Origin of the sequence: Yersinia enterocolitica, from assembly GCA_002082245.2 — a bacterium.
Classification (GTDB): domain Bacteria; phylum Pseudomonadota; class Gammaproteobacteria; order Enterobacterales; family Enterobacteriaceae; genus Yersinia; species Yersinia enterocolitica_E.
Genome location: NBTC02000002.1, coordinates 2467846 through 2493623 on the forward strand (window position 1 = coordinate 2467846; position 25778 = coordinate 2493623).

The following is a 25778-nucleotide window of genomic DNA, read 5'->3' on the forward strand; positions in this document are numbered from 1 at the left end:
AGTAAGTGATTCGGGTAAGTGAACGTAGCCAACACCGCTGTAACGTCAAGGCCGAAAAGAATACCCAAAGTCATTGGCGTTACAGCAAGGCGGCAAGTCAGCGCATCCCGATGAGCTTACAGTAGTAAGTGATTCGGGTAAGTGAACGTAGCCAACACCGCTGTAACGTCAAGGCCGAAGGGTATTAGGTGCGTAGCCCACGACCACGCTCTATCAAATACCAAGCCCACGCATAAAACACCGCGATGAATACCACCAAAACACCAATGGTCAATACCAATGGCACATCAGAAATCCCAAGGAAGCCATAACGAAACCCGCTTATCATGTACACAATGGGATTTAGTTTCGATACCGCCTGCCAAAAAGGGGGCAGTAATGATAGCGAGTAAAAGACCCCGCCCAGATACGTCAAGGGGGTCAGCACAAAAGTAGGCACCAGGCTGATATCATCGAACGTTTTGGCAAATACCGCATTCAGTAACCCACCGAGGGAAAACAGAATGGCCGTCAGCATCAATGTCAGTGCAATCATTGACCAAGAGTGGACATGCAACGGTACGAAGAACAGTGAGATAATCGTTACCAGAATACCGACACAGATCCCACGGGCGACCCCACCACCGACATAACCGATAATCACAATATGTGTGGGTACCGGTGCTACCAGCAACTCTTCAATACTGCGCTGGAATTTAGCACCAAAGAACGATGCAGCGACGTTGGCATATGAGTTGGTGATAACCGCCATCATAATCAAGCCGGGAACGATAAATTGCATATAATTAAAACCGCCCATATCACCAATTCGGGCACCAATCAGGTTGCCGAAAATAACGAAATAGAGCGACATAGTAATCACCGGTGGTACCAGTGTTTGAATCCAGATACGAGCAAAACGCGTGATTTCTTTGATCCAAATACTCTGTAATGCTACCCAATATAGGCGGGTCATGCTTTCTCTCCCCCGTTACCATTAACCAAGGTGACAAATAGCTCTTCCAGACGGTTAGCCTTGTTGCGCATACTTTGTACCTGAATTCCCTGAGCGTTCAATTGACTGAATAAACCATTCAGACCTTGCTCACGCTTAACATCAACCTCCAGCGTTGAGGTGTCCGTCAGACGATAGCCATAACCTTCCAGCTTAGGTAGCGGGCTTTTAATACCCAAATCAAAAATAAAGGTTTCTGACTCAAGTTTGCCAAGCAACTGCTTCATGGTGGTATTTTCCACCAGTTCACCATTCTGGATAATACCAATGTTACGGCACAGCATTTCTGCTTCTTCCAGATAGTGAGTAGTCAGAATAATGGTGGTCCCCTGCGCATTCAGCTCTTTCAGGAACCCCCACATCGAGCGGCGTAACTCGATATCCACCCCAGCGGTAGGTTCATCAAGGATTAGCAACTTCGGCTCATGCATCAGCGCACGCGCAATCATCAAACGGCGCTTCATCCCGCCCGACAGCCGGATAGCGCGCTCATTGCGTTTGCTCCACAAATCCAACTGAGTGAGGTATTTCTCGGCACGTTGTAACGCCTCACGCCGCGTGACGCCGTAATACCCCGCTTGGGTAATCACAATCTGCAACACCGTCTCGAATGGGTTGAAGTTAAACTCCTGTGGTACTAACCCAAGTTGGCGTTTGGCATTCACGATATCGTTATCAATATCGTAACCAAAAACTTGTACCTTACCGGACGTTTTGTTCACTAATGAACTGATAATACCAATGGTGGTCGATTTACCCGCACCATTCGGCCCAAGCAGGGCATAAAAATCACCTGCCTCTACGCGCAGATCAATGCCACGTAGTGCCTGAACGCCACCTGCATAGGTTTTGGTTAGTTGCGTTATTTCCAGTGCATATGTCATAAGTAAAAAAGAACCTTATTCTATGAGTTTCTCAGCGATAACAGCATACCCATGCCTTGCTTAGCTCGCCTGTCAGGGCAAGTTACGGGGAGCAGAAGGGATCATGGGTCGATACCGAGAAGATGTTACGCAGACGAAAATTGCGCGATCAACAGGGTCACTGTTCCGATTTCAAAATCGTCATCCTTGCCGTATATTATCTTATCGCAATCCGTTCATTACAGGCTATTTACATTAATGAAAGAAATAGAGAAGCTCCTCGCGAATAATGACATGTGGTCAAACTCTATCAGTAAAGATGACCCCGATTTTTTTGAACACCTGGCGCAAGCCCAGAAACCCCGTTTTCTGTGGATTGGCTGTTCAGACAGCCGCGTCCCCGCAGAGCAACTAACTGGTCTAAAAGCGGGTGAATTATTCGTTCACCGCAATGTAGCCAATCTGGTTATCCATACGGATCTCAACTGCTTGTCCGTGGTGCAATACGCCATCGATGTTTTGCAGGTCGAACACATCATTATCTGTGGTCACCTTGGTTGTGGCGGTGTCGAAGCGGCGATCAAAGGTGAAGAGATGGGCCTTATCGATAACTGGTTACTGCATATTCGTGATCTTTGGTATAAGCACAGCTCACTGCTGGGTGAGCTACCACAAGAAGAACGCAGCGATATGTTATGTAAAATCAATGTCGTAGAACAAGTCTATAACCTGGGTCATTCGACTATTGTCCGGTCCGCCTGGAAGCGTGGGCAGAAAGCCATGATTCACGGCTGGGTCTATGGTATTGAAGATGGCAAACTGACTGATTTGAAAGTCTCGGCCACCAGCCTCAGTAGCCTTGAAGTCCTTTACCGTGAAGCGATGGCAAAGTTACTGCAACCTAATAGAAAAGACTGAACAGTCGCCAGGGAGGGTGTTCAAGCACACCCTCTCCCATCCCTAAATGCTGCTAAAGACACTCGAACTCAAAATATTGACGTGCAGTGACCAGCGGCAAATAAGGCGTAGCGAGCTAAGTCAGTTTGAGTGCGCCCAGCACGCAACAACCGGAGCGTACACGTAGTACGTGAGGATTCTAAGTACTGCGTAATCTCAAAATGGCGACGCACAGTAGCCGTTCCTGATCACTCGTCAAACATGACAACCTTTCCTACATAAGGAAGATGTCTATATCTTTGAGCATAATCGATACCGTAACCCACCACAAATTCATCAGGAATGGCGAAGCCGACCCACTCAACCGGCACCTGAACTTCGCGACGCTCTGGTTTATCCAGCAACGTGCAGATAGCCAATGATTTTGGCCCACGCAATTGCAGAATTTCACGCACTTTACTTAATGTATTACCGGAGTCGATTATATCTTCAACAATCAGCACATCCTTACCACGGATATCTTCATCTAAATCTTTCAGGATTTTCACATCTCGCGTGGTACTCATGCCATTGCCGTAGCTGGAGGCCGTCATAAAATCGACTTCATGGGAAACATCAATGGCACGGCATAAGTCAGCCATAAACATAAATGAGCCACGGAGCAACCCGACCAGCACCATTTCACTGCCGCTGTCGCGGTAGTGTTCGGAGATTTGGCGGCCTAATTCGGCAATTCGGGCTTTGACTTCCTGCTCGGAAATCATGACTTCTACAGTGTGTTTCATAAGTATTTACGTCGCTTTTTTACGTTACTTGCCACAAGAAAGCCGCTGAGTTTACCATAGCCTAAGCGATGTTGCGACGGACTCACCCGCCGCACACATAACCTGTTGATACCCCCTAAGCGCTGACGGTAAAACCCAACATCATGCCAGTATCTTCATGTTCCAACAGATGGCAGTGGGCCATATAAGGCATACTGGCTGGTGCGAGGTGACTAAAACGCACTAATATCTCACTGCGAGCACCTTCCACTCGTACAATATCTTTCCAGCCACGGCGATGCTCTGCCGGTGGTTTGCCGTTTTCTGTCAAAATACGGAACTGTGTCCCGTGGACATGGAAAGGATGTAACATCATGTCGCCTTCACCAGAAACGGTCCACTTCTCGAATTTCCCGAGCTTCGCGTCAAACGCCGGTTCAGTCATCGAGAACGGTTTGCCGTTAATCATATTGGCATGGCTGAAATCAAAAGCTGCCGCACCTTTCATCGCGCCACTCGCCATGCCTTTCATATTGCCACTCTCCATACCGGCCATATTACTGTGATCCATGCCATTCATGGCACCGTTACCCATGTTCATGCCAGCCATTGCTTGCATACCATAACGGCTCATCAGCGCTTGCATCCCTAACATATCCAATTTCGGATCCATCATCAGTTGGAACCAGCGCTCTTGCAGGCCAGTGGCATCGGCTAATGCCGGTACCACAACCAGCGAATCCGGGAGCACCTTGCTACCGGCGGCCAGTGATGGCTGAATGCGCAATACCGGTAATGGCTTATCGAACGGGGCCAGGGTCATACCCATCTGTTTCACTGGCAAAGTAACCAGATCAAGCGGCTTACCATCAGCGGTATCCACCAGCACCTCAAAACGTTCACCCATCAGTATTGGCAACTCACGCACGGCTACCGGTTCGGCCAGTAAGCCACCGTCGCTGGCAATCACATACATCGGGCGGCCATCGCTGAGTGCCAAATTAAGGGAGCGGGCATTACAGCCATTGAGCAGCCTTAGCCGCACCCAACCGCGTGGGGTGATTTGCTGCGGATAGTGTGCTCCATTGGTAAACATCCGATCGCCAAACCAACCAACAGCCGCCGTTATCACATCTAACTGATAATCAATCTGCCCATCTTTACCCAGTAATTTATCCTGCAAAATAACCGGAATATCATCTACACCCCACAGCTTTGGCAGAGGAAGTTTCTCGCTCTCACTGTCATCGATCAGGACCAATCCGCCTAAGCCCATGGCCACTTGCTGGCCAGTCTTCCCATGAGTGTGGGGATGGAACCAGCAGGTAGCCGCCGGTTGATCGACACTAAAAACAACCTGCCGGGTTGTGCCGGGTTGAATCAGTGCCTGTGGACCACCGTCCACTTCGCCGGGGATTTCCAGTCCGTGCCAGTGCACCGTGGTCGCTTCTGGTAGGGAATTAGTGATATCAATAGTGACCGGTTTGCCTCGTTGCAAACGGATGGCAGGCCCCAGTAGATTGCCATTATAACCCCAGGTCTGCGTTGCTGCGGAGGGTAGCCAGGCCACAGTACCAGTCTGGATATTCAAATTAATTTTGCTATTGGCATCGGGCTGGAGCAGAGGTGGAATAGGCAGTGGTGAGAAATCTGCGGCCAAGGCCGCGCGGCTCCATAACGGCAGTGAAGTGGCGGCTCCAAGAGCTGCCGTTAACTTAATAAAATCACGGCGATGCATGGTCGTCTCCATCTTGATAATGAGTGAGTGCCTGCAAGACACAAAAACAGCAGTCTGTGAGCTTAAACCCTCCCCTTACAGGAAGGTCAAGACGTAATCAATCACTTGGTGAATCAATCCAAATCAGGTAAGTGATTCTGGTGATAAATCTGCTTGCAGTAACCTCGCCTGGCAAGGCGCATGGTGCGGGAGAGTCACCTGCATCGCTAACAACCCTGCGGCTTCAACTACGAAGGGTATAATAAAATTTACTCTGAACCATCACAGTGTGATAACGTCTGTTAACAATGAACAAGCCTGTTTCCGCTATGAAAAGAACAACGTTAGTTATGCTGCTGCTTACTCTGTGCGGATTTTCATCTGCCAGTTCTGCATTAAGTGAATCCGAAGCAGAAGATCTTGCGGATCTGACTGCGGTATTTGTCTATCTGAAAAATGATTGTGGTTATAACGAATTACCCAATAACGAAATCAAACGGGCTATCGTCTATTTTGCTCAGCAAAATCGCTGGGACCTGCGTAACTATAATAGCTTTAATATGAAAGCGTTGGGCGAAGAGAGTTATCGCGACCTGCGTGGTATTGCTATTCCAGTTCCTACCAAATGCAAGTCTCTGGCCCGTGACTCGTTGAGTTTATTGGCTTACGCGAACTAACAATCCCGCCTTTATCCTTTCAGTCTGAAATTCCACCGTGCAACCTCATCCAGAGTTGGCTATGATGTTGCCCCCATTTTTCATGGCTGTTACTGCGAAGGAGAAGCCCCGAACATGTCACAGAAAGAACTATGGTATGAAACATTGCATGCCAACTTCGGTCAGTATTTTTCAGTAGAAAATGTGCTGTACCACGAGAAAACCGAGCATCAGGATCTGGTGATTTTTGAAAATCCCGTGCTGGGCCGTGTCATGGCACTGGATGGCGTGGTTCAGACGACCGAGCGCGATGAGTTTATCTATCACGAAATGATGACTCATGTGCCGTTACTGGCCCACGGTCAGGTGAAGAAGGTACTTATCATCGGTGGTGGTGATGGTGCCATGCTGCGTGAAGTCAGCCGCCATAAAAATATCGAACAGATTACCATGGTGGAAATTGACGCCGGTGTCGTGGAGTTCTGCCGCCAATATCTGCCGAATCACAGTGCGGGTGCCTATGACGATCCTCGTTTCACATTAGTTATTGATGATGGTGTTAATTTCGTTAACCAGAGCACTGAAAAATTCGATGTCATCATCTCCGACTGTACCGATCCCATCGGCCCAGGAGAAAGCCTGTTTACCTCAGTTTTCTACGAGGGATGTGCCCGTAGCCTGAACCAAGGCGGCATTTTTGTGGCGCAAAACGGCGTATGCTTCCTACAACAGGATGAAGCCGTCGGCAGCCACAATAAGCTTAACCACTATTTCAGTGATGTCAGTTTTTATCAGGCCGCAATTCCGACCTATTATGGCGGTATTATGACCTTCGCGTGGGCGACTCAGAACCCCTCGCTGCGTCAGTTGGATCTTGCCACGCTACAACAGCGTTTTGCTGAAGCAGGCCTAAACTGCCGCTACTATAACCCAGCCATTCATGTCGGCAGCTTTGCCTTGCCGCAGTATCTGCTGGATGCCTTAACAGCCAAATAAGGAGGTGAACTAAATTGTCCAAGCTTAAACTACACGGCTTCAACAACCTGACCAAAAGCCTGAGTTTTTGTATTTACGATATTTGTTATGCCGAGACCGCAGACGACCGCGATGGCTATATCGCCTACATTGACGAACAGTACAACGCCAACCGCCTGACCGAGATCTTGAGCGAAACCTGCTCGATCATTGGCGCAAATATATTGAATGTCGCACGTCAGGATTACGACCCTCAGGGGGCGAGTGTTACCATTCTCGTCAGCGAAGAACCGGTCGATCCGCGCGATGTTGATACCTCTGAGCACCCCGGCCCGCTGCCAAATGCAGTGGTTGCCCATTTGGACAAGAGCCATATCTGCGTTCATACCTACCCAGAAAGCCACCCTGAAGCGGGGTTATGCACTTTCCGCGCAGATATCGAAGTCTCTACCTGCGGAGTGATTTCACCGCTGAAAGCCCTGAATTACCTTATCCATCAGTTGGAGTCCGACATTGTTACGATGGATTATCGCGTGCGAGGTTTTACCCGTGATATCAATGGGATAAAGCATTTTATCGATCATAAGATCAACTCGATTCAGAATTTCATGTCTGACGATATGAAGTCGCTGTATCACATGATGGATGTGAATGTTTATCAAGAAAACATCTTTCATACCAAGATGATGTTGAAAGACTTCGATTTGAAGCATTATCTGTTTAACGCCAAGCCGGAAGAGCTGAGTGCCGCAGAAAGAGAACGTATTACTCGCCTGTTATATAAAGAGATGCAGGAAATCTACTATGGCCGCAATGTGCCAGAAATGTGATACGTTGCCGGTAATACCACTGTATTTATATGTTATTAATCAGTAATAAGTCAGACAAGAAACCGATTAATCGGGCATAACTCTTTTTGCCCGGTTAATACCTCCAACTCAAGGAATGACCCCGCGAATGAACCGCCTCCCCACCCTATATGGCATTATTGCAATCCTGCTTTGGAGCATGAGTGTCGCTTTAACGCGCGGACTATCTGAAACCTTGGGTCCGTTTGGGGCCGGAGCGGCAATTTACAGCCTGAGTGGAGTTTTGGTGTGGTTGGTGGCGGGTAAACCTACGTTACGTGGACAGCATCCAGCTTATCTGTACGGTTGTGGTTTACTATTTGTGGTGTATATGGTGGCGTTCGCTTTGGCTATTGGTATGGCTAATGACCGTCAGCAGACACTGGAAATTGGCTTGATCAATTACCTGTGGCCGAGTTTAACCTTGCTGTTAGCGGTTCCATTACTTAAGCTGCGTGCCCGTTGGTGGTTATGGCTGGGAGTTGCACTTGCTCTATTCGGTGTAATCTGGGTAGTCAGCGGTGGAAACGGACTAGATATCAACGTATTGAGCACCAATGTTCGCAGTAACCCTCTGGCCTACAGCCTGGCACTCATCGCGGCGTTTACCTGGGCGGCTTATTCCAATCTGGTCCGTTTGTACAGCCGTGGACCAGGGGCGTTGCCGCTGTTTTTACTCGCCTGCGCCCTGTGTTTGTGGGTCATGTTCTTTATGCTGACCCCCGGCAAGTTGCATTTCACCACACGGGCAACATTTGAACTGTTACTTATGGGAGCCAACACTGCGCTGGCCTATCTGTGTTGGGATATTGCCATGAAAAAGGGCAATGCCACATTAGTGGCTGCTCTATCCTACTTCACACCACTGCTATCGATATTGATTGCCAGCTTGTGGCTCAATACCCTGCCCTCAGCCGCTTTCTGGCCTGGAGTGGCGATGGTGGTGGTAGGTTCTCTGCTGTGCTGGTCTGCCAGCCGCAATCCCCTTCGGACTTGAAGCCGCAGGTTGGCAGCAACTCCAAGTTCTTTGAGTAAATATTTTATTTAGAAGTAATGAAGTTACGATAGCCTTTCAATACCAGCAGAAAGTCCTCTAACCCGCACAGACAGAGGCTTTCTTCATCATAGTAATTCATGCCCTCTTCCATCTCATCGCCGTCTAGATCCAGTTGATTGGCACGCACCATCACTTCTTCCCCATCCAGCCACAAGGTATATTCATGGCCGGTCAACTGCCACTGGCGCTCACTGCCTTTCACTTCCATAGCGGCAGCTTCAATTTGATCGAGTTTCGCCAGGTCGCCCTTAATCTCTTCATTGAGCCAATGGCCGATCACTTCATGTCCCATGGAGAATCTGACCAGCACTTGCCCTGTTAAATCACGCAAGAATTCATAGTCCATAGCATGCCCTCCTGATGCTCTTATAATTATTGTAACCGTATTTAGCCCACCCACTTGGCGCAAGCTCGCAAAGCCGGTAAATACCACTAAGATTTCACTACCAGACGGTTTGTTTAAAATAGAAACGGGAGGCCATAGGCCTCCCGTCAGATACGTATTATACATCATACCCAAAGTAATTGGTGTTACAGATAGGCGGCAAGCTAACAGCCCTGTAACTCCAAAGACAAAGGGTATAGCTGTTTAGACTGCGGTTTGGAAGATAACACCGTCAGCTTTGTCCGTATATTGGCTCAACTGATCGAAGTTCAGGTAGCGATAAGTATCCTCTGCGGTCTTATCAACCTGAGCCATATAAGTTTGATATTCCTCAGGCGTTGGCAGACGCCCCAGCAGTGATGCAATCGCCGCCAGTTCAGCCGACGCCAGATAGACATTTGCCCCATTCCCCAAGCGATTCGGGAAGTTACGGGTTGACGTAGAAACCACTGTCGCACCATCAGCCACACGAGCCTGGTTACCCATACACAGTGAACAGCCCGGAATCTCAATACGGGCACCACTCTTACCAAAGACGCTGTAGTAGCCCTCTTCGGTCAACTGCGCGGCATCCATTTTGGTCGGCGGTGCAACCCACAAACGTGTTGGCAATTGGCCTTTGTGTTGATCCAGCAACTTACCTGCCGCGCGGAAATGGCCGATGTTGGTCATGCAAGAACCGATAAACACTTCATCGATCTTGCTATTCGCCACATCAGACAATAAGCGGGCATCATCTGGATCGTTTGGCGCACACAGAATAGGTTGCGTGATATCAGCCAGATCGATTTCGATCACCGCTGCATATTCCGCATCGGCGTCGCCTTCCAATAGATTTGGATTCGCCAGCCAGCTTTCCATACCATTAACACGGCGCTCCAACGTACGACGGTCACCGTAGCCTTCCGCAATCATCCACTTCAACAAGACGATATTGGATTGCAGGTATTCGATAATCGGCGCTTTATCCAGTTTAATGGTACAACCGGCAGCAGAACGCTCAGCAGAGGCATCAGCCAGTTCGAACGCTTGCTCGACTTTCAGCTCTGGCAGGCCTTCAATTTCCAGAATTCGGCCAGAGAAGATGTTCTTCTTGCCTTGCTTCTCAACCGTCAGCAGGCCTTCCTGAATCGCGTAGTAAGGAATTGCATGCACCAGATCACGCAGAGTGATACCCGGCTGCATTTTACCTTTAAAACGCACCAGCACCGATTCAGGCATGTCCAAAGGCATTACACCTGTTGCGGCCGCAAAGGCCACCAAACCAGAACCTGCCGGGAAGGAGATCCCAATCGGGAAACGAGTATGGGAATCACCACCGGTACCAACCGTATCTGGCAACAGCATGCGGTTCAACCACGAGTGGATGATGCCATCACCAGGACGCAGCGATACGCCACCACGGTTCATAATGAAATCAGGCAAAGTATGGTGAGTGGTCACATCAACGGGCTTAGGATAAGCGGCAGTATGACAGAATGACTGCATCACCAAATCAGCGGAGAAGCCCAGACAGGCCAGGTCTTTCAGTTCATCACGGGTCATCGGGCCGGTGGTGTCTTGTGAACCGACCGAGGTCATCTTAGGTTCGCAGTATTCGCCTGGGCGCACACCTTCAACACCACATGCGCGGCCAACCATTTTCTGTGCCAGCGAGAAGCCTTTATTGCTTTTGGCAACCGGCTTCGCCACACGGAATACTTCGCTGACTGGCAGACCCAGCGACTCACGAGCTTTAGTGGTCAAGCCACGGCCAACAATCAGTGGAATACGCCCACCAGCACGGACTTCGTCCAGCAACACGTCAGTTTTCAGCTCGAAGGTCGCGAGTATCTCACCAGTATCATGGCGGCGTACTTCGCCGAGATACGGGAAGATATCAATCACGTCGCCCATGTTTAGATTGGCAACATCCACTTCGATTGGCAAAGCACCGGCATCTTCCATCGTGTTAAAGAAGATCGGGGCAATTTTGCTGCCCAGCACCACACCGCCGCCGCGCTTGTTCGGCACGTAAGGGATGTCGTCGCCCATAAACCACAGCACCGAGTTAGTGGCGGATTTACGGGAAGAACCGGTACCGACTACATCACCGACGTAGGCCAGCGGGAAACCGATTTTGTTCAGTTCTTCGATCTGTTTGATCGGGCCAACGCTACCCGGTTGATCTGGGTGAATGCCTTCACGGGCATTTTTCAGCATCGCCAAGGCATGTAGTGGAATATCAGGGCGCGACCAGGCATCTTGCGCCGGGGACAAATCATCGGTATTGGTTTCACCGGTTACTTTGAATACGGTGACCGTGATTTTTTCGGCCAAAGGCGGTCGGGAGAGATACCATTCGGCATCAGCCCAGGATTGCATCACCTTCTTGGCGTGTGGGTTACCCGCTTTGGCTTTTTCTTCCACATCGTAGAAGTTATCAAACATCAGCAAGGTGTGAGATAACGCTTTGCCCGCAATCGGTGCCAGCTTTTCGTTATCTAACGCATCAATCAGCGGATGAATGTTATAACCGCCCTGCATAGTGCCAAGCAGTTCAATCGCTTTTTCAGCGTTAATCAGAGGGGAGTTGGCTTCACCCTTGGCAATCGCCGCCAGGAAACCGGCTTTAACGTAGGCTGCTTCATCAACACCGGGTGGAACACGGTTGATCAGCAGATCTAACAAAAATTCTTCTTCGCCCGCCGGCGGATTTTTTAATGATTCAACCAGCGCGGCCATTTGTGATGCATCTAATGGCTTGGGGACGATACCCTCAGCAGCACGCTCGGCTACGTGCTTACGGTATTCTTCTAGCACGACTCTCTCCTCGCTTTTATTGTCATTTATACCCATCATCTTTCAAACCGCAGATGTGTTGGCTGCTCTCGCTCACCCGAATCACTTACTTATGTAAGCTCATCGGGACTCTCTCGTTGGCCGCCTTCCTGCACCTTGAAATCTATTGGGTATATTTCCAGGCTATCAGTAGCCACCAGCCATCATCACTGATGCAGTAGGTGTAAGTAAGATGCCCAGTTTGCCCAGCCAGCATACCAGTATTTGAACTCAGTGTTAATTCGTTCACATAAAAGCAACATTAAATTTTTGCTGAATCGTTGAGCGCAGTGTAATCACCTGAAGTATTGATAATGGCTCTCAGTTAGCCTCTCACCGTAGGGCAATATCCGCAAAAACACCGCTGTATGATAACCACAGTAAATGAATGGATACCATCTCTCTATGAGAATCTCGTGCTATTGATATGACTTTTAGGGTGATAAATAACGAAGGGAAGATATTGTGGCGATAAATGAAGCAGAAACAGCCGATAACCACTGTTTCTGCTTTGATAAAAGACTCTATGCCCCAAGTATGAAGGGCATTTAGAATTGGGTATTCAAGCTAACAAAATAGGTCCGGCCCGGCTCATTGTAAGTCGCTGCCCCTGCACCCGCGATACCGGCTACGCTCTGAGCATTCCCGGCACGGAACTGGCGTTTGTCGAACAGGTTTTCAATCCCAGTGGTGACACTGACATTTTTTGTCACTGTATAGCTAGCACTGAGACCAAAGATGGCATATGGGCTGACTTCATTGCGTGCCGTACCCGTAACCGGCAGACCTTGATAGTCATATTTTTTCGGCTTCTGACGCCCATACCAGGTCACCGTGGATAGCAGTGACAAATCATCAGTTGCCTGCCAGTTCAGTGAACTATTCAAAGTAAACTCCGGCGTGATCGATAAGTAATCGCCGGTGCTTTTGTTCTTCGACTCCAGCATGTAGGTCAGATTGCTGCTCCACTGTACTGTCTCAGTGAAGGGCACGGTCAGATTACCTTCCAACCCTTCCACCAACGCTTTCGGCACGTTACTCCACTTGAAGATATCGGAATTAGCATAAGCACCGGTACCACCACTGGCAGTCCCGAGGGAGACCAAACCCGGCTCGATCTTATTACGATAATCATTACGGAAGTAAGTGATACCGGCAATAATGCCGTCATCGTGGAACTCGAACCCGATCTCTTTGTTTACGCTGGTTTCAGCAGACAGAGAATCATTACCCATCAGGTAGCAACTGCCGCCACCGCCATAGCAACCTTGACCACGGCTATATAACAGATAGTTAGGGTTGGTTTGATAGAGATTTGGCGCTTTATAAGAACGGGCAATACCCATTTTCATGGTGAAGTAATCACCCAGTTCCTGTGACAGATTCAGGCCCGGACTCCAGTTGCTTCCCGCGGTGCTGTGATGATCAAAGCGCAGTGCTGGGGTGAGCATGGTGGTATCCGTCAACTCGATATTATCCTCAACAAATACCGAGGCTATCTGCGCCGAGCTACGAGTATTACGCCCAGTCCCCGTCAAGCCGCTGACACTGCCACCCTCACTCGTCGTTTGGGTATTAGAGCTTGGATCGTTCATTTTCTGGTCATTCCATTCCGCCCCCACGGTCAGCACCTGATTAACGCCCAATTCAAATGGCAGGTTAACCTCGGAGTGGGCCAGATAGTTGTCCAGCTTGATAGTACTGAAATATTTATTTGAGAATATGCCTTCTGTACCGCCCGCCAGCCCCTCATTAATTCGTGAGTTGCGCGTATCTTCATACTGAAAATAGGAGGTTGTACTGACGCCGTTATCCCAAAAGCCACGGTGTGTTAGCGAGAAATTATCGCGGTACATCACGTTAGTTTCCGCACCGTATAAGCTGCGAACTATGGCATTGCTGTTTGTGTTTTGTGTATCACCGGCATAAATATTTCCCTGGCGGCTATAACCTGCCTCGAACTCCAGAGATTGGCCTTGGGCAAATTCCCAACGCAGTAACCCGTTGATATCTTTATTTCGTACCCCTTCACGGCCAGCAGGCAGTGTACCGGCCTGGTTACCGGTACGGGCAGATTCATGGCCTTGGTTAATATCCCAATCATCAGCATCGGTTTTATTGTATCCGCCATACAAGCGGAAACTGACGGTATCACTTAGCGGCCCCAACAGACTGAAATCGGTACGACGAGTCGCGCCTTCCTCACTGTGCTGCGGCAGGTTCATGTAGGCGTTCCAGCTACCATGTAGTTCTTTGTCCGGCTGTTTGGTGATGATATTCACTACACCACCGGCTGCACCGTTGCCATAGCGTGCCGCTGACGGCCCGCGTAAAACTTCTATTTTCTCAACCATATTCGCGGGAACCCAGTTGGTATCACCACGGGTATCACGTTCACCACGCCAGCCATAACGCACCGCATTACGGCTGGAGACCGGTATGCCATCAATCATAATCAGCGTATTTTCAGGTCCCATGCCACGAATATCAATTTGGCGATTATTGCCACGCTGACCACTGGCAGAGTTACCGGAAAGATTAACACCCGGCATGGTGCGGATAATTTCGGACAGGTCATTCGCGGGTGGCCGTTTGCGGATATCTTCTGCGGTGATAGTGGATGCCCCCAGCGCCTGACGAACTTGCTGTTGAGCGGTCACCACCAGCGTATCTCCGGTGGTTGCCGACCCACCGGCCACAGCAGGCTCTTGCTGCGATGTGGTGGCGGTTGTTTGCGCTGTCGTCTGTGTCGCTGCTGTGGACTCAGCTTGATTTGTCGCTTGAGTTTGTGCCCAGAGCGGAGTCGATATGCAAATACCGATCAATGTCGTCAGAGAACGCCGTTGCCATTTTACTTTCATTACACTTTCCCCTGATGCAAAAAAGCCCACAGCAAATATCCGCAGAGTAAAATCTCTGGCAATCTATTCGTTGGGCGATAAAGGCGAACAAGATTGATAATTATTTCCATTATCAATTCATCGCGTTAATTGTTACATTTGCATATAGGGAAAAGGTTTGTGCAAACAGCAAATCTGTTTGTCAGAACGTCAATGTTGTCATAATGTCAGTAGAGAGTTCGTCATGTCGACGGTGAAGCAAAACAAATTACGCAATGTCTCTCCCTCATCCAAACCGATTTATCGTGAACAAATTGTGCAACAATCGAATCTGGTTGCCAGTGATTATCAACTGAGCAGCGTGAAATCATTGTCCACTGACCCGGTATTGTTTGGCGACTTTCAAGTATTGCGTCTGAACCCACATCTGATTTTACATACCGCGAATGTCACCAACCTCTGTGATATCAAGACACAAAACCGGCTTAATCCAGCACTGAAACTGGCTATTGTGGTTAGTGGCAGCGCGCATATCTCATTCGGCGGTCAACAGTTGCATTTGCAGGAAAAAGGCGATGCCTCGCTGGTCTCATTAACTGAAAGCACCCTGTTTACTCGCCACGGTAAAAACAACAGTCACGAGCGCACATTAACACTGACTTTTGACCGTGAATGGCTGTATGGCGATTTGCTGCCACAAGCCGGTGCATGGGATACGTTGTATAACTTTACCCAACAGCATCTGGCGATTCATTTATGGCGCCCATCAGTTCACTCGCAAGCCATTGCTCAGAAAATAGCGAGCGCCCCACCCTTTTCAACGCCGCTGGAGCGGTTGCAATGGGAAACACAATGTATTGGGCTGATCATTGAAGCGTTCAGTTCACTGGAGCAGCAAGCTCAACAGCAAAATAAAATCTCATTACGTGGATTGAACCGAGTCCAGCAGGTACGTGACTGGCTGGAAAGTGGTGAGGCTGACCACCTATCGATGAGTGAATTAGCCGGTCTGGTGAATATGAGCCAGAGTACCTTGCAGCGACGTTTTCGTGAAAGTTACCACATTACGGTATTTGAATATCTGCGCCATTGTCGTTTAAAGCGGGCCATGCTGGCATTACAGAAAGAAGGAGTCAGTATCGATCAAGCCGCCGCCATTGCTGGTTATACCAGCCCAGCCAACTTTGCCACCGCACTGCGGCGGACCTTTCATATCTCGCCCAGTCAACTACGGGCGGGATCGATTTTTGATCGATAAAAAATACCTGAGTGATAAAAACCTTTAAACAAAAAAACGGCCCCTGTTAAGGAGCCGCTTCATTATCTTGCTGTATTAGCGAAAATTATTTCTTTTTCGCTTTCGGATTAGGCAAGTCGGTAATGCTACCTTCGTAGATTTCCGCAGCCAGACCGACAGATTCATGCAAGGTAGGGTGAGCATGGATGGTCAACGCGATATCTTCCGCATCACAACCCATCTCGATCGCCAGACCGATTTCACCTAACAGTTCACCACCGTTAGTCCCAACAATGGCACCACCGATGATACGGTGAGTTTCTTTGTCGAAGATAAGTTTAGTCATACCGTCTGCGCAATCTGAAGCGATAGCACGGCCCGATGCCGCCCACGGGAAGGTGGAGGTCTCAAAACTGATGCCTTTTTCTTTCGCTTCTTTCTCAGTCAGACCCACCCATGCGACTTCAGGTTCAGTGTACGCAATAGATGGAATGACTTTCGGATCGAAGTAATGTTTCAGGCCGGAGATAACTTCAGCAGCAACATGACCTTCGTGCACACCTTTATGTGCCAGCATTGGCTGACCCACGATGTCACCGATAGCAAAGATATGCGGCACGTTGGTACGCAGTTGTTTATCAACGTGGATAAAGCCACGCTCATCAACTTCTACACCAGCCTGACCGGCATCCAGCAATTTGCCGTTAGGTACACGGCCAATAGCCACCAGAACGGCATCATAGCGCTGTGGTTCTGCTGGCGCTTTTTTGCCTTCCATCGTGACATAGATACCGTCTTCTTTGGCTTCTACCGCCGTCACTTTGGTTTCCAGCATCAGGTTGAACTGCTTGCTGATGCGCTTGGTGAAAACTTTCACCACGTCTTTATCAGCAGCCGGAATAACCTGGTCAGCCATTTCTACCACATCAATTTTCGAGCCCAGCGCATGGTAAACCGTACCCATTTCCAGACCGATGATGCCACCGCCCATAACCAGCAGACGTTCAGGTACGGTTTTCAGTGCCAGTGCATCAGTTGAGTCCCAAACACGTGGGTCTTCATGAGGAATAAATGGCAGTTGGATTGGGCGAGAACCGGCCGCGATAATCGCGTTATCGAAGGTAATGGTAGTTGGGCCATTTTCGCCTTCAACCACTAAGGTATTCGCGCCAGTAAATTTACCAAAACCATTAACCACTTTGACTTTACGGCCTTTAGCCATACCTGCCAAACCACCGGTCAACTGATTGATAACTTTCTCTTTCCAGACACGGACTTTATCAATGTCAGTTTTAGGCTCACCAAAAACGATACCGTGTTCAGCCAGCGCCTTAGCTTCTTCGATAACTTTGGCAACGTGCAACAATGCCTTGGAAGGGATACAACCCACATTCAGGCAAACACCACCCAAAGTAGAGTAACGCTCAACCAGAATGGTTTCCAAACCTAAATCCGCGCAACGAAAAGCAGCAGAGTACCCTGCTGGACCTGCCCCAAGTACCACGACCTGAGTTTTAATTTCAGTACTCATCATGACCTCTTAATTGTTTGTCCGGCGAAATACCCTTCATCTTTCAAACTGTAGGCGCGTTAACACCCCTGCGACTTCAAGAACGAAAGGTATAACAAGGCCGGCGCTAAGCCGGCCTTGACGATTACATCACCAGACGACGAATGTCGGCCAGCATGTTGTTGATGATGGTGATAAAGCGCGCACCATCAGCACCGTCAATCACACGGTGGTCGAAGGAGAGCGACATCGGCATCATCAGACGCGGCTGGAACTCTTTACCGTTCCAGACTGGCTCTATCGCAGACTTGGATACACCCAGAATAGCCACTTCCGGCGCGTTAACAATCGGCGCGAAGTGAGTTGTCCCGATACCGCCCAGGCTGGAGATGGTGAAGCAACCGCCCTGCATTTCGCCAGCGGTCAGCTTACCATCACGAGCTTTCTTGGAGATAGCCATCAGTTCACGGGACAGTTCAGTGATGCTTTTCTTGTTCACATCCTTGAATACCGGAACGACCAGACCATTTGGCGTATCTACCGCGACACCGATGTTGATGTACTTTTTCAGTGTCAGCTTCTGACCGTCTTCGGACAGTGAGCTGTTGAAACGTGGCATCTGCTCGAGAGCAGCAGCAACAGCTTTCATGATGAACACCACTGGGGTGAACTTCACGTCCAGCTTACGCTTGGCAGCTTCGTCGTTCTGCAGCTTACGGAACGCTTCCAGATCGGTGATATCGGTTTTGTCGAAGTGAGTTACATGTGGGATCATGACCCAGTTACGGCTCAGGTTCGCACCAGAGATTTTCTGGATACGGCCTAATTCAACTTCTTCAATCTCACCGAACTTGCTGAAATCAACTTTCGGCCAAGGCAGCATGCCCGGCAGACCGCCGCCAGTGGCAGCAGTTGGTGCTGTTTCAGCACGTTTGACCGCATCTTTCACGTAGGCCTGAACGTCTTCGCGCAGGATACGACCTTTACGGCCGGTACCTTTCACTTTCGCCAGGTTTACGCCAAATTCACGCGCTAAACGGCGGATAACCGGCGTGGCATGCACGTAAGCGTCATTCTCAGCGAACTCGCCTTTGCTCTCAGCTTTCGCGCCAGGAGCGCTGGCCGCTTTAGCCGGTGCAGCAGCAGGAGCCGCTTGCTGGGCAGGCGCGGCAGCAGGGGCTGCGCCTTCCACTTCGAACACCATAATCAGCGAGCCGGTTTTAACTTTGTCGCCAGTGTTGATTTTGATTTCTTTAACGGTACCGGCAAATGGTGCTGGCACTTCCATTGAAGCCTTATCGCCTTCAACGGTGATCAGTGATTGTTCAGCGGCAACTTTATCCCCGACTTTAACCATCACTTCAGTCACTTCAACTTCATCATCGCCGATGTCTGGCACGTCGACATTTTTAACCGCAGAGGCTGTTGCCGCCGCCGGTGCTGCTGCCGGTGCTGACTCAGTTGCCGCAGCGGGTGCCGCAGCACCTGCTACTTCAAATACCATGATAAGAGAACCGGTGCTGACTTTATCGCCAGTGCTGATTTTGATCTCTTTAACGGTACCGGCGAATGGCGCTGGCACTTCCATAGAGGCTTTATCGCCCTCTACAGTGATCAGCGATTGTTCAGCCGCAACAGTGTCGCCCACGTTGACCATAATCTCGGTGACTTCAACTTCGTCAGAACCGATATCCGGCACCGCAACGTCTTTCGCCGCGCTGGCCACAGAAGCCGCTGCCTGAGCCGGGGCTGCTGGCTTTTCTTCGGCTGTTGCAGGCGCCGCAGCGGCACCTGTTGCTTCGAAGATCATCATCAGTTTGCCGGTCGCGACAGTATCGCCAACTGCAATTTTGATTTCTTTAACTACGCCCGCCTGCGGTGATGGGACTTCCATGGAAGCTTTATCACCTTCAACGGTGATAAGCGACTGTTCCGCTTCAACGGTATCGCCTACTTTCACCATAATTTCGGTGACTTCCACTTCATCTGCACCGATGTCTGGTACGTTAATTTCAATAGCCATTTGTTCTTTACCTCTTATGCCAGACGCGGGTTAACTTTATCGGCGTCGATACCAAACTTGGTAATTGCTTGTGCAACTACGCTGGCGTCGATGTCACCGCGTTTAGCCAATTCACCCAGAGCTGCAACCACAACGTAAGAAGCATCAACTTCGAAGTGGTGACGCAGGTTCTCACGGCTGTCAGAGCGGCCGAAACCATCTGTACCCAGAACGCGGAACTCGCTGGCAGGAATGAAGTTACGAATTTGTTCAGCGAACAGCTTCATGTAGTCAGTTGAAGCAACTGCTGGTGCGTCGTTCATGACTTGAGCCACATAAGGAACGCGTGGCGTTTCTGTTGGGTGCAGCATGTTCCAACGCTCACAATCCTGACCGTCACGAGCCAGTTCAGTGAATGAAGTTACGCTGTACACGTCAGAACCAACACCGTAGTCGTTAGCCAGAATCTGAGCCGCTTCGCGAACGTGACGCAGGATTGCACCTGAACTCATCAACTGCACTTTGCCTTTGCTACCTGCAACAGTTTCCAGTTTGTAGATACCTTTACGGATACCTTCTTCTGCGCCCTGTGGCATTGCTGGCATGTGGTAGTTTTCGTTCAGCGTGGTCAGGTAGTAATAGACGTTTTCCTGCGCTTCACCGTACATACGCTCCAGACCGTCATGCATGATGACAGCAACTTCATAAGCATAGGCCGGATCGTAAGAGATACAGTTCGGGATAGTCAGTGACTGAATGTGGCTATGACCATCTTCATGTTGCAGACCTTCGCCATTCAGAGTAGTACGACCTGAAGTACCACCGATCAGGAAGCCACGCGCCTGTTGGTCACCCGCAGCCCAGCACAGGTCACCGATACGTTGGAAACCAAACATGGAGTAGTAGATGTAGAACGGGATCATTGGCAGATCATTGGTGCTGTATGAGGTCGCAGCAGCCAGCCATGAAGAGGCAGCACCCAGTTCGTTGATCCCTTCTTGCAGGATCTGGCCTTTTTCGTCTTCTTTGTAGTAAGCAACCTGCTCACGGTCTTGCGGGGTGTACTGCTGACCATTCGGGCTGTAAATACCAATCTGACGGAACAGACCTTCCATACCAAAAGTACGCGCTTCGTCAGCAATGATTGGAACAATTCTGTCTTTGATAGATTTGTTCTTCAGCATCACGTTCAGCACACGCACGAAGGCGATAGTGGTAGAGATCTCTTTGTTCTGCTCTTCCAGCAAGGAGCTGAAATCTGACAACGCAGGGATTTCCAGCTTCTCGGTGAACTTAGGCATGCGGGTTGGCACATAGCCTTCCAGCGCCTGACGACGTTCATGCAGATATTTGTACTCTTCGGAATCTTTCTCGAAGGTAATGTAAGGCAGTTTTTCGATATCAGCATCGGCAACTGGTACATTGAAACGATCGCGGAAGTGGTGAACCCCTTCCATGTTCATTTTCTTCACCTGGTGAGCAATATTTTTACCTTCTGCTGTTTCGCCCATGCCGTAACCTTTAATGGTGTGGGCCAGGATAACAGTTGGTTTACCGGTGGTTTCTTGTGCTTTCTTCAGTGCGGCAAAGACTTTCTTCGGATCATGACCGCCACGGTTCAGAGACCAGATCTCATCGTCGCTCATGTCTTTCACTAATGCAGCAGTTTCAGGGAAACGGCCAAAGAAGTGTTCGCGGACATAAGCGCCGTCTTTGGATTTAAAGGTCTGGTAGTCGCCATCCAGGGTTTCGTTCATCAATTGGATCAGTTTACCGCTGGTATCTTTACGCAGCAGCTCATCCCAACGACTACCCCAAATCACTTTCAGAACCTGCCAGCCAGCACCATTGAAGATACCATCCAGCTCATTGATAATCTTGCCGTTACCGGTAACCGGGCCATCCAGGCGCTGCAAGTTACAGTTGATAACGAAGACCAGGTTATCCAGTTTTTCACGGGTCGCGATGGTGATCGCACCTTTGGATTCCGGCTCATCCATCTCGCCGTCGCCCAAGAAGGCGTACACGGTCTGTGCTGCAGTGTCTTTCAGACCACGGTGATGGAGGTATTTCAGGAACTTGGCCTGATAGATTGCACTGATTGGGCCAAGGCCCATCGATACAGTTGGGAACTGCCAGAATTCAGGCATCAGTTTCGGATGCGGGTAAGAAGACAGACCCTTACCATCGACTTCCTGACGGAAGTTATCCATTTGCTCTTGAGTCAGGCGGCCTTCAAGGAAAGCACGCGCGTAAACACCTGGAGAAATGTGGCCCTGGAAGTAAACCAGATCGCCGCCGTCTTTTTGGTTACGAGCACGGAAGAAGTGGTTGAAGCAAACCTCGTAGAAGGTAGCGGAAGACTGGAAGGATGCCATGTGGCCGCCCAAATCCAGATCTTTCTTCGACGCACGCAACACGGTCATCACAGCATTCCAACGGATAGCGCTACGAATACGACGCTCAAGCTCCAGGTTGCCAGGGTAAGCGGGTTCGTCTTCTACCGCGATGGTGTTGATGTAATCACGGTTGGCAGAACCTGCCGCAACGCTCACGCCACCTTTACGGGCTTCGCCCAAAACCTGATCAATCAGATACTGAGCACGCTCAACACCCTCTTCACGGATGACCGATTCGATCGCCTGTAGCCAGTCGCGGGTTTCGATCGGATCCACGTCATTATTTAAACGTTCTGACATGGTGGTATTCCTTATCTGTTTCTAATGGTTTATTTGGAGCCTATCTTCCTGTGCTTTAACCCCAGGCTAAAGCACGTGCCCTGGTGAAAACACCGGAAGATAGGCCCATCAGTTTGTCCCCGTCATACTTCAAGCTGTAGAGGCGTTGGCTGTACTCTCTCACCCCAGTCACTTACCCAAGTAAGCTCCTGAGGATTAATGAGTCTCTTTGAGACTCACCCTACGGGCTAGCATAAATGCTGTTCAAATCGGCCTACGACCGATTTGTCATTCCCTTGCCGCCTACCTACAACTCGAATTATTTTGGGTATAGTTGCCGCTAATAATTCTCAAATGAGAATAACTACCCAACGAAATTGGAGTTACGGCAGCGCTGCCAGAGAACGAATCTCGATGAGCTGACCCAAGTCAGTGATTCGGGTGAGTTCACGCAGCTGACAACCCTGTAGCTTCAAGTACGAGGGGTATAAAACGAGTTATTGAGGTCTTGCAGAGGCGCAACCTGAATGATTCGTTTCTAGTCCTTGCGCTGTTGGAGCCGACGCAAAGATCGCTCACGGCGACTGTGCTCCCGACTAAGATCCAACAGAATTTCCTCGATAAACGCCAAGTGACGGTGTGAAGCTTCGCGGGCTTTCTCTGGCTCGCGTGCCACAATCGCCTCAAAAATCCCGGCGCGGTGACTGCTTACTGTTGCCAGCATTTCGCGGCGCGAGTAAAGCAATTCAAAGTTCTGTCTTACGTTTTGTTCCAGCATCGGCCCCATGCAACGCAGTAAATGCAGCAAAACCACATTATGCGCAGCCTCTGTGACAGCCACTTGATACTGCATAACGGCATCTGCCTCAGCATCTAAATCGCCGTTATCCTGCGCTTGCTGAATAACAGTATGGCATTCACGGATACGTTGCAGATCTTCATCAGTGCCGCGCAATGCTGCATAATAGGCAGCAACACCTTCGAGAGCATGACGGGTTTCTAACAGATCGAATTGTGATTCTGGATGGTCAGCCAGTAGCTCTGCCAGCGGATCGCTAAAGCTTTGCCACAGATTGGTTTGCACGAAAGTCCCGCCCCCCTGACGACGCAACAGCAGTCCCTTAGCTTCTAAGCGCTGAATTGCTTCTCGCAAAGAAGGTCGGGAAACATCAAATTGCTTCGCCAACTCGCGTTCAGGCAGTAATTTCTCCCCCGGACGCAGCGTCCCTTCCAAGATCAGGTATTCGAGCTGCTGCTCGATGACATCTGATAATTTGGGCTGACGTATTTTGTTGTAGGCCATAATTTGTTGTAAGTCGCGCTGTAAGCCGTATTGAGTGAATCGTCTCTGCGAGTAGCGCGGAGTCAATTGGTAATACCAATTTCAAAAACGTGACGATAAAGTAACAAAGTATTCACTAGCTGTCCATACGGACCTTGACCAAAATCATGAAACCCAGCACATTTTAACAACTTCACTGATAAAGCAATGCAAAGTGATAACGTAGCAGTGGTAATACCATTACCTGGCAGCCTCGAGTTTTAACTTTTATGAAACGGGTAATTAGGCAAGCTGAAGCGTTAAAGTGATTTTATTTGTGAATATAAATCCTGTAAATTTGAATTTATATTCAAACAAAAACAAGAGAAGTCTGTATCCCTCTGTCTCTCGCCTTAAAACTGGTATGACCATTATAAAAATGGCTTACTGGTGGCTTTTCAACCCAAAAAAGCACATTCCTGCTTTTCCTCAAAACAACAGCTTGATCACGCATCAACATTTTTCTTGCTGTTTTGGCTAAAACTTCACCGATTAAAATAAAAAGCAGATGCAATAATTCTCGCCTACCACTATTCTCTTTTAAACGGTAGCCTAAAGAGAAAATTCCCAGAAAAGCCACCGTAAACAAAATAATACAAATAATGTAATCAAAACCTTACGCATAGCAAGCGGCACCTATTTATACCCAATAGATTTCAAGTTGCGGGAAGGCGGTAAGAGATTATTCCAAGGATGGGCTGAGTAACGAGTACAGCCAATATATTTGCAGTTTGAAAGATGACGGGTTTGCCCGCTAAAAGTGACAACGACAGAGGATGCAACAATGAGTGTTCAACAGGAAGGTGCAGAGCTAAAGCGGGGGCTTAAAAACCGCCACATACAGCTTATTGCCTTAGGTGGCGCAATTGGTACCGGATTATTCCTTGGTATCGCGCAAACCATTCAAATGGCGGGGCCTTCAGTGCTACTGGGGTATGCAATCGGCGGCTTTATCGCGTTTCTGATTATGCGCCAGTTAGGAGAAATGGTAGTCGAAGAACCAGTCGCGGGTTCTTTTAGCCACTTTGCTTACAAATATTGGGGGAACTTTGCCGGTTTCGCTTCTGGTTGGAACTACTGGGTACTATATGTGTTAGTGGCGATGGCCGAACTGACCGCCGTAGGTATCTATGTACAATATTGGTGGCCGGAGATCCCAACATGGGTGTCAGCGGCAGTATTCTTCTTAGCTATCAATGCCATCAACCTGGCAAATGTCAAAGTGTATGGTGAAATGGAGTTTTGGTTCGCCATCATTAAAGTGGTCGCTATCATTGCAATGATTCTGTTCGGTGGATGGTTACTACTTAGCGGGCAAGGCGGCCCGGAAGCCACAGTGACTAACTTGTGGGCACAAGGCGGCTTCTTCCCTAACGGTGTCATGGGCTTGGTTATGGCAATGGCGGTGATCATGTTCTCCTTCGGTGGCCTTGAGTTAGTCGGGATTACCGCCGCAGAAGCCGAAAACCCAGCCCAAAGCATCCCCAAAGCAACCAATCAGGTTATCTACCGTATCTTGCTGTTCTATATTGGTTCTCTGGCAATCTTATTATCACTCTACCCGTGGGGAAAAGTGGTCGAAGGCGGTAGTCCATTTGTACTGATCTTCCATGCACTGAACAGCAATGTGGTCGCAACTGTATTGAATATCGTGGTACTGACAGCAGCATTGTCGGTCTATAACAGTTGTGTTTACTGTAACAGCCGCATGTTGTTTGGTTTAGCCAAACAAGGCAACGGCCCGAAAATGCTGCTAAAAGTCGATGGTCGCGGGGTACCTGTTATTGCTATCGCCGTCTCTGCATTTGCCACCGCTTTCTGCGTACTGATTAACTATCTGATCCCAGGCCGAGCCTTCGAATTACTGATGGCACTGGTAGTATCGGCGCTGGTGATCAACTGGGCGATGATTAGCCTTGCGCACCTTAAATTCCGTGCCGCTAAAAACCGCCAAGGTGTGATCCCACAGTTCAAAGCCTTCTGGTATCCGTTCAGCAACTACCTGTGCTTGCTGTTCCTCACCGGCATTTTGGTCATTATGTATCTGACACCGGGTATCCAGATTTCTGTGCTATTGATTCCAGCTTGGGTATTGCTACTGGCTATTGGCTACATCCTGAAAAATCGTAACCAACGCGCCAAATCCTGATAGCAGATTTCTCTCGGGAATCTGACGACATCATAGCTAATGGGTCAGCCACAGCGCTGACCCGT

At 49.4% G+C, this 25778-nt stretch carries 20 protein-coding genes; 9 read left to right on the plus strand and 11 right to left on the minus strand.

Features of this window, described 5'->3' with window-relative positions:
• Window positions 1-184 precede the first annotated feature (184 nt).
• Window positions 185-955 (minus strand): ABC transporter permease, encoded by a 771-nt coding sequence (locus A6J66_012775; protein ID PNM24981.1) that lies wholly within the window; start codon window positions 953-955, stop codon window positions 185-187.
• A complete protein-coding gene (locus A6J66_012780) occupies window positions 952-1878 on the minus strand; it encodes an ABC transporter ATP-binding protein (protein ID PNM24982.1) in 927 nt (308 codons plus the stop codon). Before A6J66_012780 ends, A6J66_012775 begins: the two co-directional genes overlap by 4 nt.
• A gap of 237 nt (window positions 1879-2115) precedes the next feature.
• On the opposite strand from A6J66_012780, the gene A6J66_012785 reads away from it, so the two are divergent.
• Window positions 2116-2775 carry a carbonate dehydratase gene (locus tag A6J66_012785; GenBank protein ID PNM24983.1) on the plus strand — a complete coding sequence of 220 codons (660 nt, stop codon included), beginning with the start codon at window positions 2116-2118 and terminating at the stop codon, window positions 2773-2775.
• Between the two features lie 227 nt (window positions 2776-3002).
• Here the strand turns inward: A6J66_012785 and A6J66_012790 are convergent, their stop codons facing one another.
• Both A6J66_012790 and A6J66_012795 read right to left on the minus strand, forming a co-directional pair.
• On the minus strand, window positions 3003-3539 hold the full coding sequence (locus tag A6J66_012790; protein PNM24984.1) for a hypoxanthine phosphoribosyltransferase: 537 nt from the start codon (window positions 3537-3539) through the stop codon (window positions 3003-3005).
• Window positions 3540-3654: 115 nt separating this feature from the next.
• Window positions 3655-5256 carry a multicopper oxidase CueO gene (locus tag A6J66_012795; protein PNM24985.1) on the minus strand — a complete coding sequence of 534 codons (1602 nt, stop codon included), beginning with the start codon at window positions 5254-5256 and terminating at the stop codon, window positions 3655-3657.
• Between the two features lie 308 nt (window positions 5257-5564).
• Here A6J66_012795 and A6J66_012800 point away from each other — a divergent pair, with 308 nt between their 5' ends.
• From A6J66_012800 to A6J66_012815, 4 genes are all read left to right on the plus strand, one after another.
• On the plus strand, window positions 5565-5912 hold the full coding sequence (locus A6J66_012800; GenBank protein ID PNM24986.1) for a hypothetical protein: 348 nt from the start codon (window positions 5565-5567) through the stop codon (window positions 5910-5912).
• A 114-nt stretch (window positions 5913-6026) separates the two neighbouring features.
• Window positions 6027-6887, plus strand: a complete 861-nt coding sequence (locus tag A6J66_012805) for a polyamine aminopropyltransferase (GenBank protein PNM24987.1) — start codon at window positions 6027-6029, stop codon at window positions 6885-6887.
• Between the two features lie 14 nt (window positions 6888-6901).
• Entirely contained in the window at window positions 6902-7696 is a 795-nt protein-coding gene (locus A6J66_012810) for an adenosylmethionine decarboxylase (GenBank protein PNM24988.1), read from the plus strand.
• Between the two features lie 127 nt (window positions 7697-7823).
• Window positions 7824-8711 carry a drug/metabolite DMT transporter permease gene (locus A6J66_012815; protein ID PNM24989.1) on the plus strand — a complete coding sequence of 296 codons (888 nt, stop codon included), beginning with the start codon at window positions 7824-7826 and terminating at the stop codon, window positions 8709-8711.
• A gap of 43 nt (window positions 8712-8754) precedes the next feature.
• Here A6J66_012815 and A6J66_012820 read toward each other — a convergent pair whose 3' ends face one another.
• Together A6J66_012820 and acnB are read right to left on the minus strand one after the other, a co-directional pair.
• A complete protein-coding gene (locus A6J66_012820; GenBank protein PNM24990.1) occupies window positions 8755-9117 on the minus strand; it encodes a hypothetical protein in 363 nt (120 codons plus the stop codon).
• 243 nt (window positions 9118-9360) lie between these two features.
• Window positions 9361-11958 (minus strand): bifunctional aconitate hydratase 2/2-methylisocitrate dehydratase, encoded by a 2598-nt coding sequence (gene acnB, locus A6J66_012825; protein ID PNM24991.1) that lies wholly within the window; start codon window positions 11956-11958, stop codon window positions 9361-9363.
• Here acnB and A6J66_012830 point away from each other — a divergent pair.
• The gene (locus tag A6J66_012830) at window positions 11946-12158 is read left to right on the plus strand and encodes a hypothetical protein (GenBank protein PNM26999.1); all 213 of its coding nucleotides are present in this window, start codon (window positions 11946-11948) and stop codon (window positions 12156-12158) included. The genes acnB and A6J66_012830 overlap by 13 nt on opposite strands.
• Window positions 12159-12524: 366 nt before the next feature.
• Here the strand turns inward: A6J66_012830 and A6J66_012835 are convergent, their stop codons facing one another.
• The gene (locus tag A6J66_012835; GenBank protein ID PNM27000.1) at window positions 12525-14801 is read right to left on the minus strand and encodes a TonB-dependent siderophore receptor; all 2277 of its coding nucleotides are present in this window, start codon (window positions 14799-14801) and stop codon (window positions 12525-12527) included.
• Window positions 14802-15060: 259 nt separating this feature from the next.
• On the opposite strand from A6J66_012835, the gene A6J66_012840 reads away from it, so the two are divergent.
• Entirely contained in the window at window positions 15061-16074 is a 1014-nt protein-coding gene (locus tag A6J66_012840) for an AraC family transcriptional regulator (protein ID PNM24992.1), read from the plus strand.
• A gap of 85 nt (window positions 16075-16159) precedes the next feature.
• On the opposite strand, the gene lpdA is transcribed toward A6J66_012840, so the two are convergent.
• From lpdA to A6J66_012860, 4 genes are all read right to left on the minus strand, one after another.
• Entirely contained in the window at window positions 16160-17587 is a 1428-nt protein-coding gene (gene lpdA / locus A6J66_012845) for a dihydrolipoyl dehydrogenase (protein ID PNM24993.1), read from the minus strand.
• Between the two features lie 121 nt (window positions 17588-17708).
• A complete protein-coding gene (gene aceF, locus A6J66_012850) occupies window positions 17709-19586 on the minus strand; it encodes a pyruvate dehydrogenase complex dihydrolipoyllysine-residue acetyltransferase (protein PNM24994.1) in 1878 nt (625 codons plus the stop codon).
• A 14-nt stretch (window positions 19587-19600) separates the two neighbouring features.
• Window positions 19601-22264 carry a pyruvate dehydrogenase (acetyl-transferring), homodimeric type gene (aceE, locus tag A6J66_012855; GenBank protein ID PNM24995.1) on the minus strand — a complete coding sequence of 888 codons (2664 nt, stop codon included), beginning with the start codon at window positions 22262-22264 and terminating at the stop codon, window positions 19601-19603.
• Window positions 22265-22781: 517 nt separating this feature from the next.
• Window positions 22782-23546 (minus strand): pyruvate dehydrogenase complex transcriptional repressor PdhR, encoded by a 765-nt coding sequence (locus A6J66_012860; protein ID PNM24996.1) that lies wholly within the window; start codon window positions 23544-23546, stop codon window positions 22782-22784.
• Between the two features lie 295 nt (window positions 23547-23841).
• On the opposite strand from A6J66_012860, the gene A6J66_012865 reads away from it, so the two are divergent.
• Both A6J66_012865 and A6J66_012870 read left to right on the plus strand, forming a co-directional pair.
• On the plus strand, window positions 23842-24045 hold the full coding sequence (locus A6J66_012865) for a hypothetical protein (protein ID PNM24997.1): 204 nt from the start codon (window positions 23842-23844) through the stop codon (window positions 24043-24045).
• Window positions 24046-24348: 303 nt separating this feature from the next.
• Window positions 24349-25713, plus strand: a complete 1365-nt coding sequence (locus A6J66_012870) for an amino acid permease (protein PNM24998.1) — start codon at window positions 24349-24351, stop codon at window positions 25711-25713.
• The last annotated feature ends 65 nt before the right edge of the window (window positions 25714-25778 follow it).

Coding starts and splice junctions, on each gene's coding strand:
- A6J66_012820 (PNM24990.1), bottom strand. CDS start 9,117: ATGGACTATGAATTCTTGCGTGATTTAACAGGGCAAGTGCTGGTCAGA.
- aceE (PNM24995.1), bottom strand. CDS start 22,264: ATGTCAGAACGTTTAAATAATGACGTGGATCCGATCGAAACCCGCGAC.
- A6J66_012775 (PNM24981.1), bottom strand. CDS start 955: ATGACCCGCCTATATTGGGTAGCATTACAGAGTATTTGGATCAAAGAA.
- lpdA (PNM24993.1), bottom strand. CDS start 17,587: ATGATGAGTACTGAAATTAAAACTCAGGTCGTGGTACTTGGGGCAGGT.
- A6J66_012795 (PNM24985.1), bottom strand. CDS start 5,256: ATGCATCGCCGTGATTTTATTAAGTTAACGGCAGCTCTTGGAGCCGCC.
- A6J66_012780 (PNM24982.1), bottom strand. CDS start 1,878: ATGACATATGCACTGGAAATAACGCAACTAACCAAAACCTATGCAGGT.
- A6J66_012840 (PNM24992.1), top strand. CDS start 15,061: ATGTCGACGGTGAAGCAAAACAAATTACGCAATGTCTCTCCCTCATCC.
- A6J66_012860 (PNM24996.1), bottom strand. CDS start 23,546: ATGGCCTACAACAAAATACGTCAGCCCAAATTATCAGATGTCATCGAG.
- A6J66_012785 (PNM24983.1), top strand. CDS start 2,116: ATGAAAGAAATAGAGAAGCTCCTCGCGAATAATGACATGTGGTCAAAC.
- A6J66_012805 (PNM24987.1), top strand. CDS start 6,027: ATGTCACAGAAAGAACTATGGTATGAAACATTGCATGCCAACTTCGGT.
- aceF (PNM24994.1), bottom strand. CDS start 19,586: ATGGCTATTGAAATTAACGTACCAGACATCGGTGCAGATGAAGTGGAA.
- A6J66_012870 (PNM24998.1), top strand. CDS start 24,349: ATGAGTGTTCAACAGGAAGGTGCAGAGCTAAAGCGGGGGCTTAAAAAC.
- A6J66_012800 (PNM24986.1), top strand. CDS start 5,565: ATGAAAAGAACAACGTTAGTTATGCTGCTGCTTACTCTGTGCGGATTT.
- A6J66_012790 (PNM24984.1), bottom strand. CDS start 3,539: ATGAAACACACTGTAGAAGTCATGATTTCCGAGCAGGAAGTCAAAGCC.
- A6J66_012815 (PNM24989.1), top strand. CDS start 7,824: ATGAACCGCCTCCCCACCCTATATGGCATTATTGCAATCCTGCTTTGG.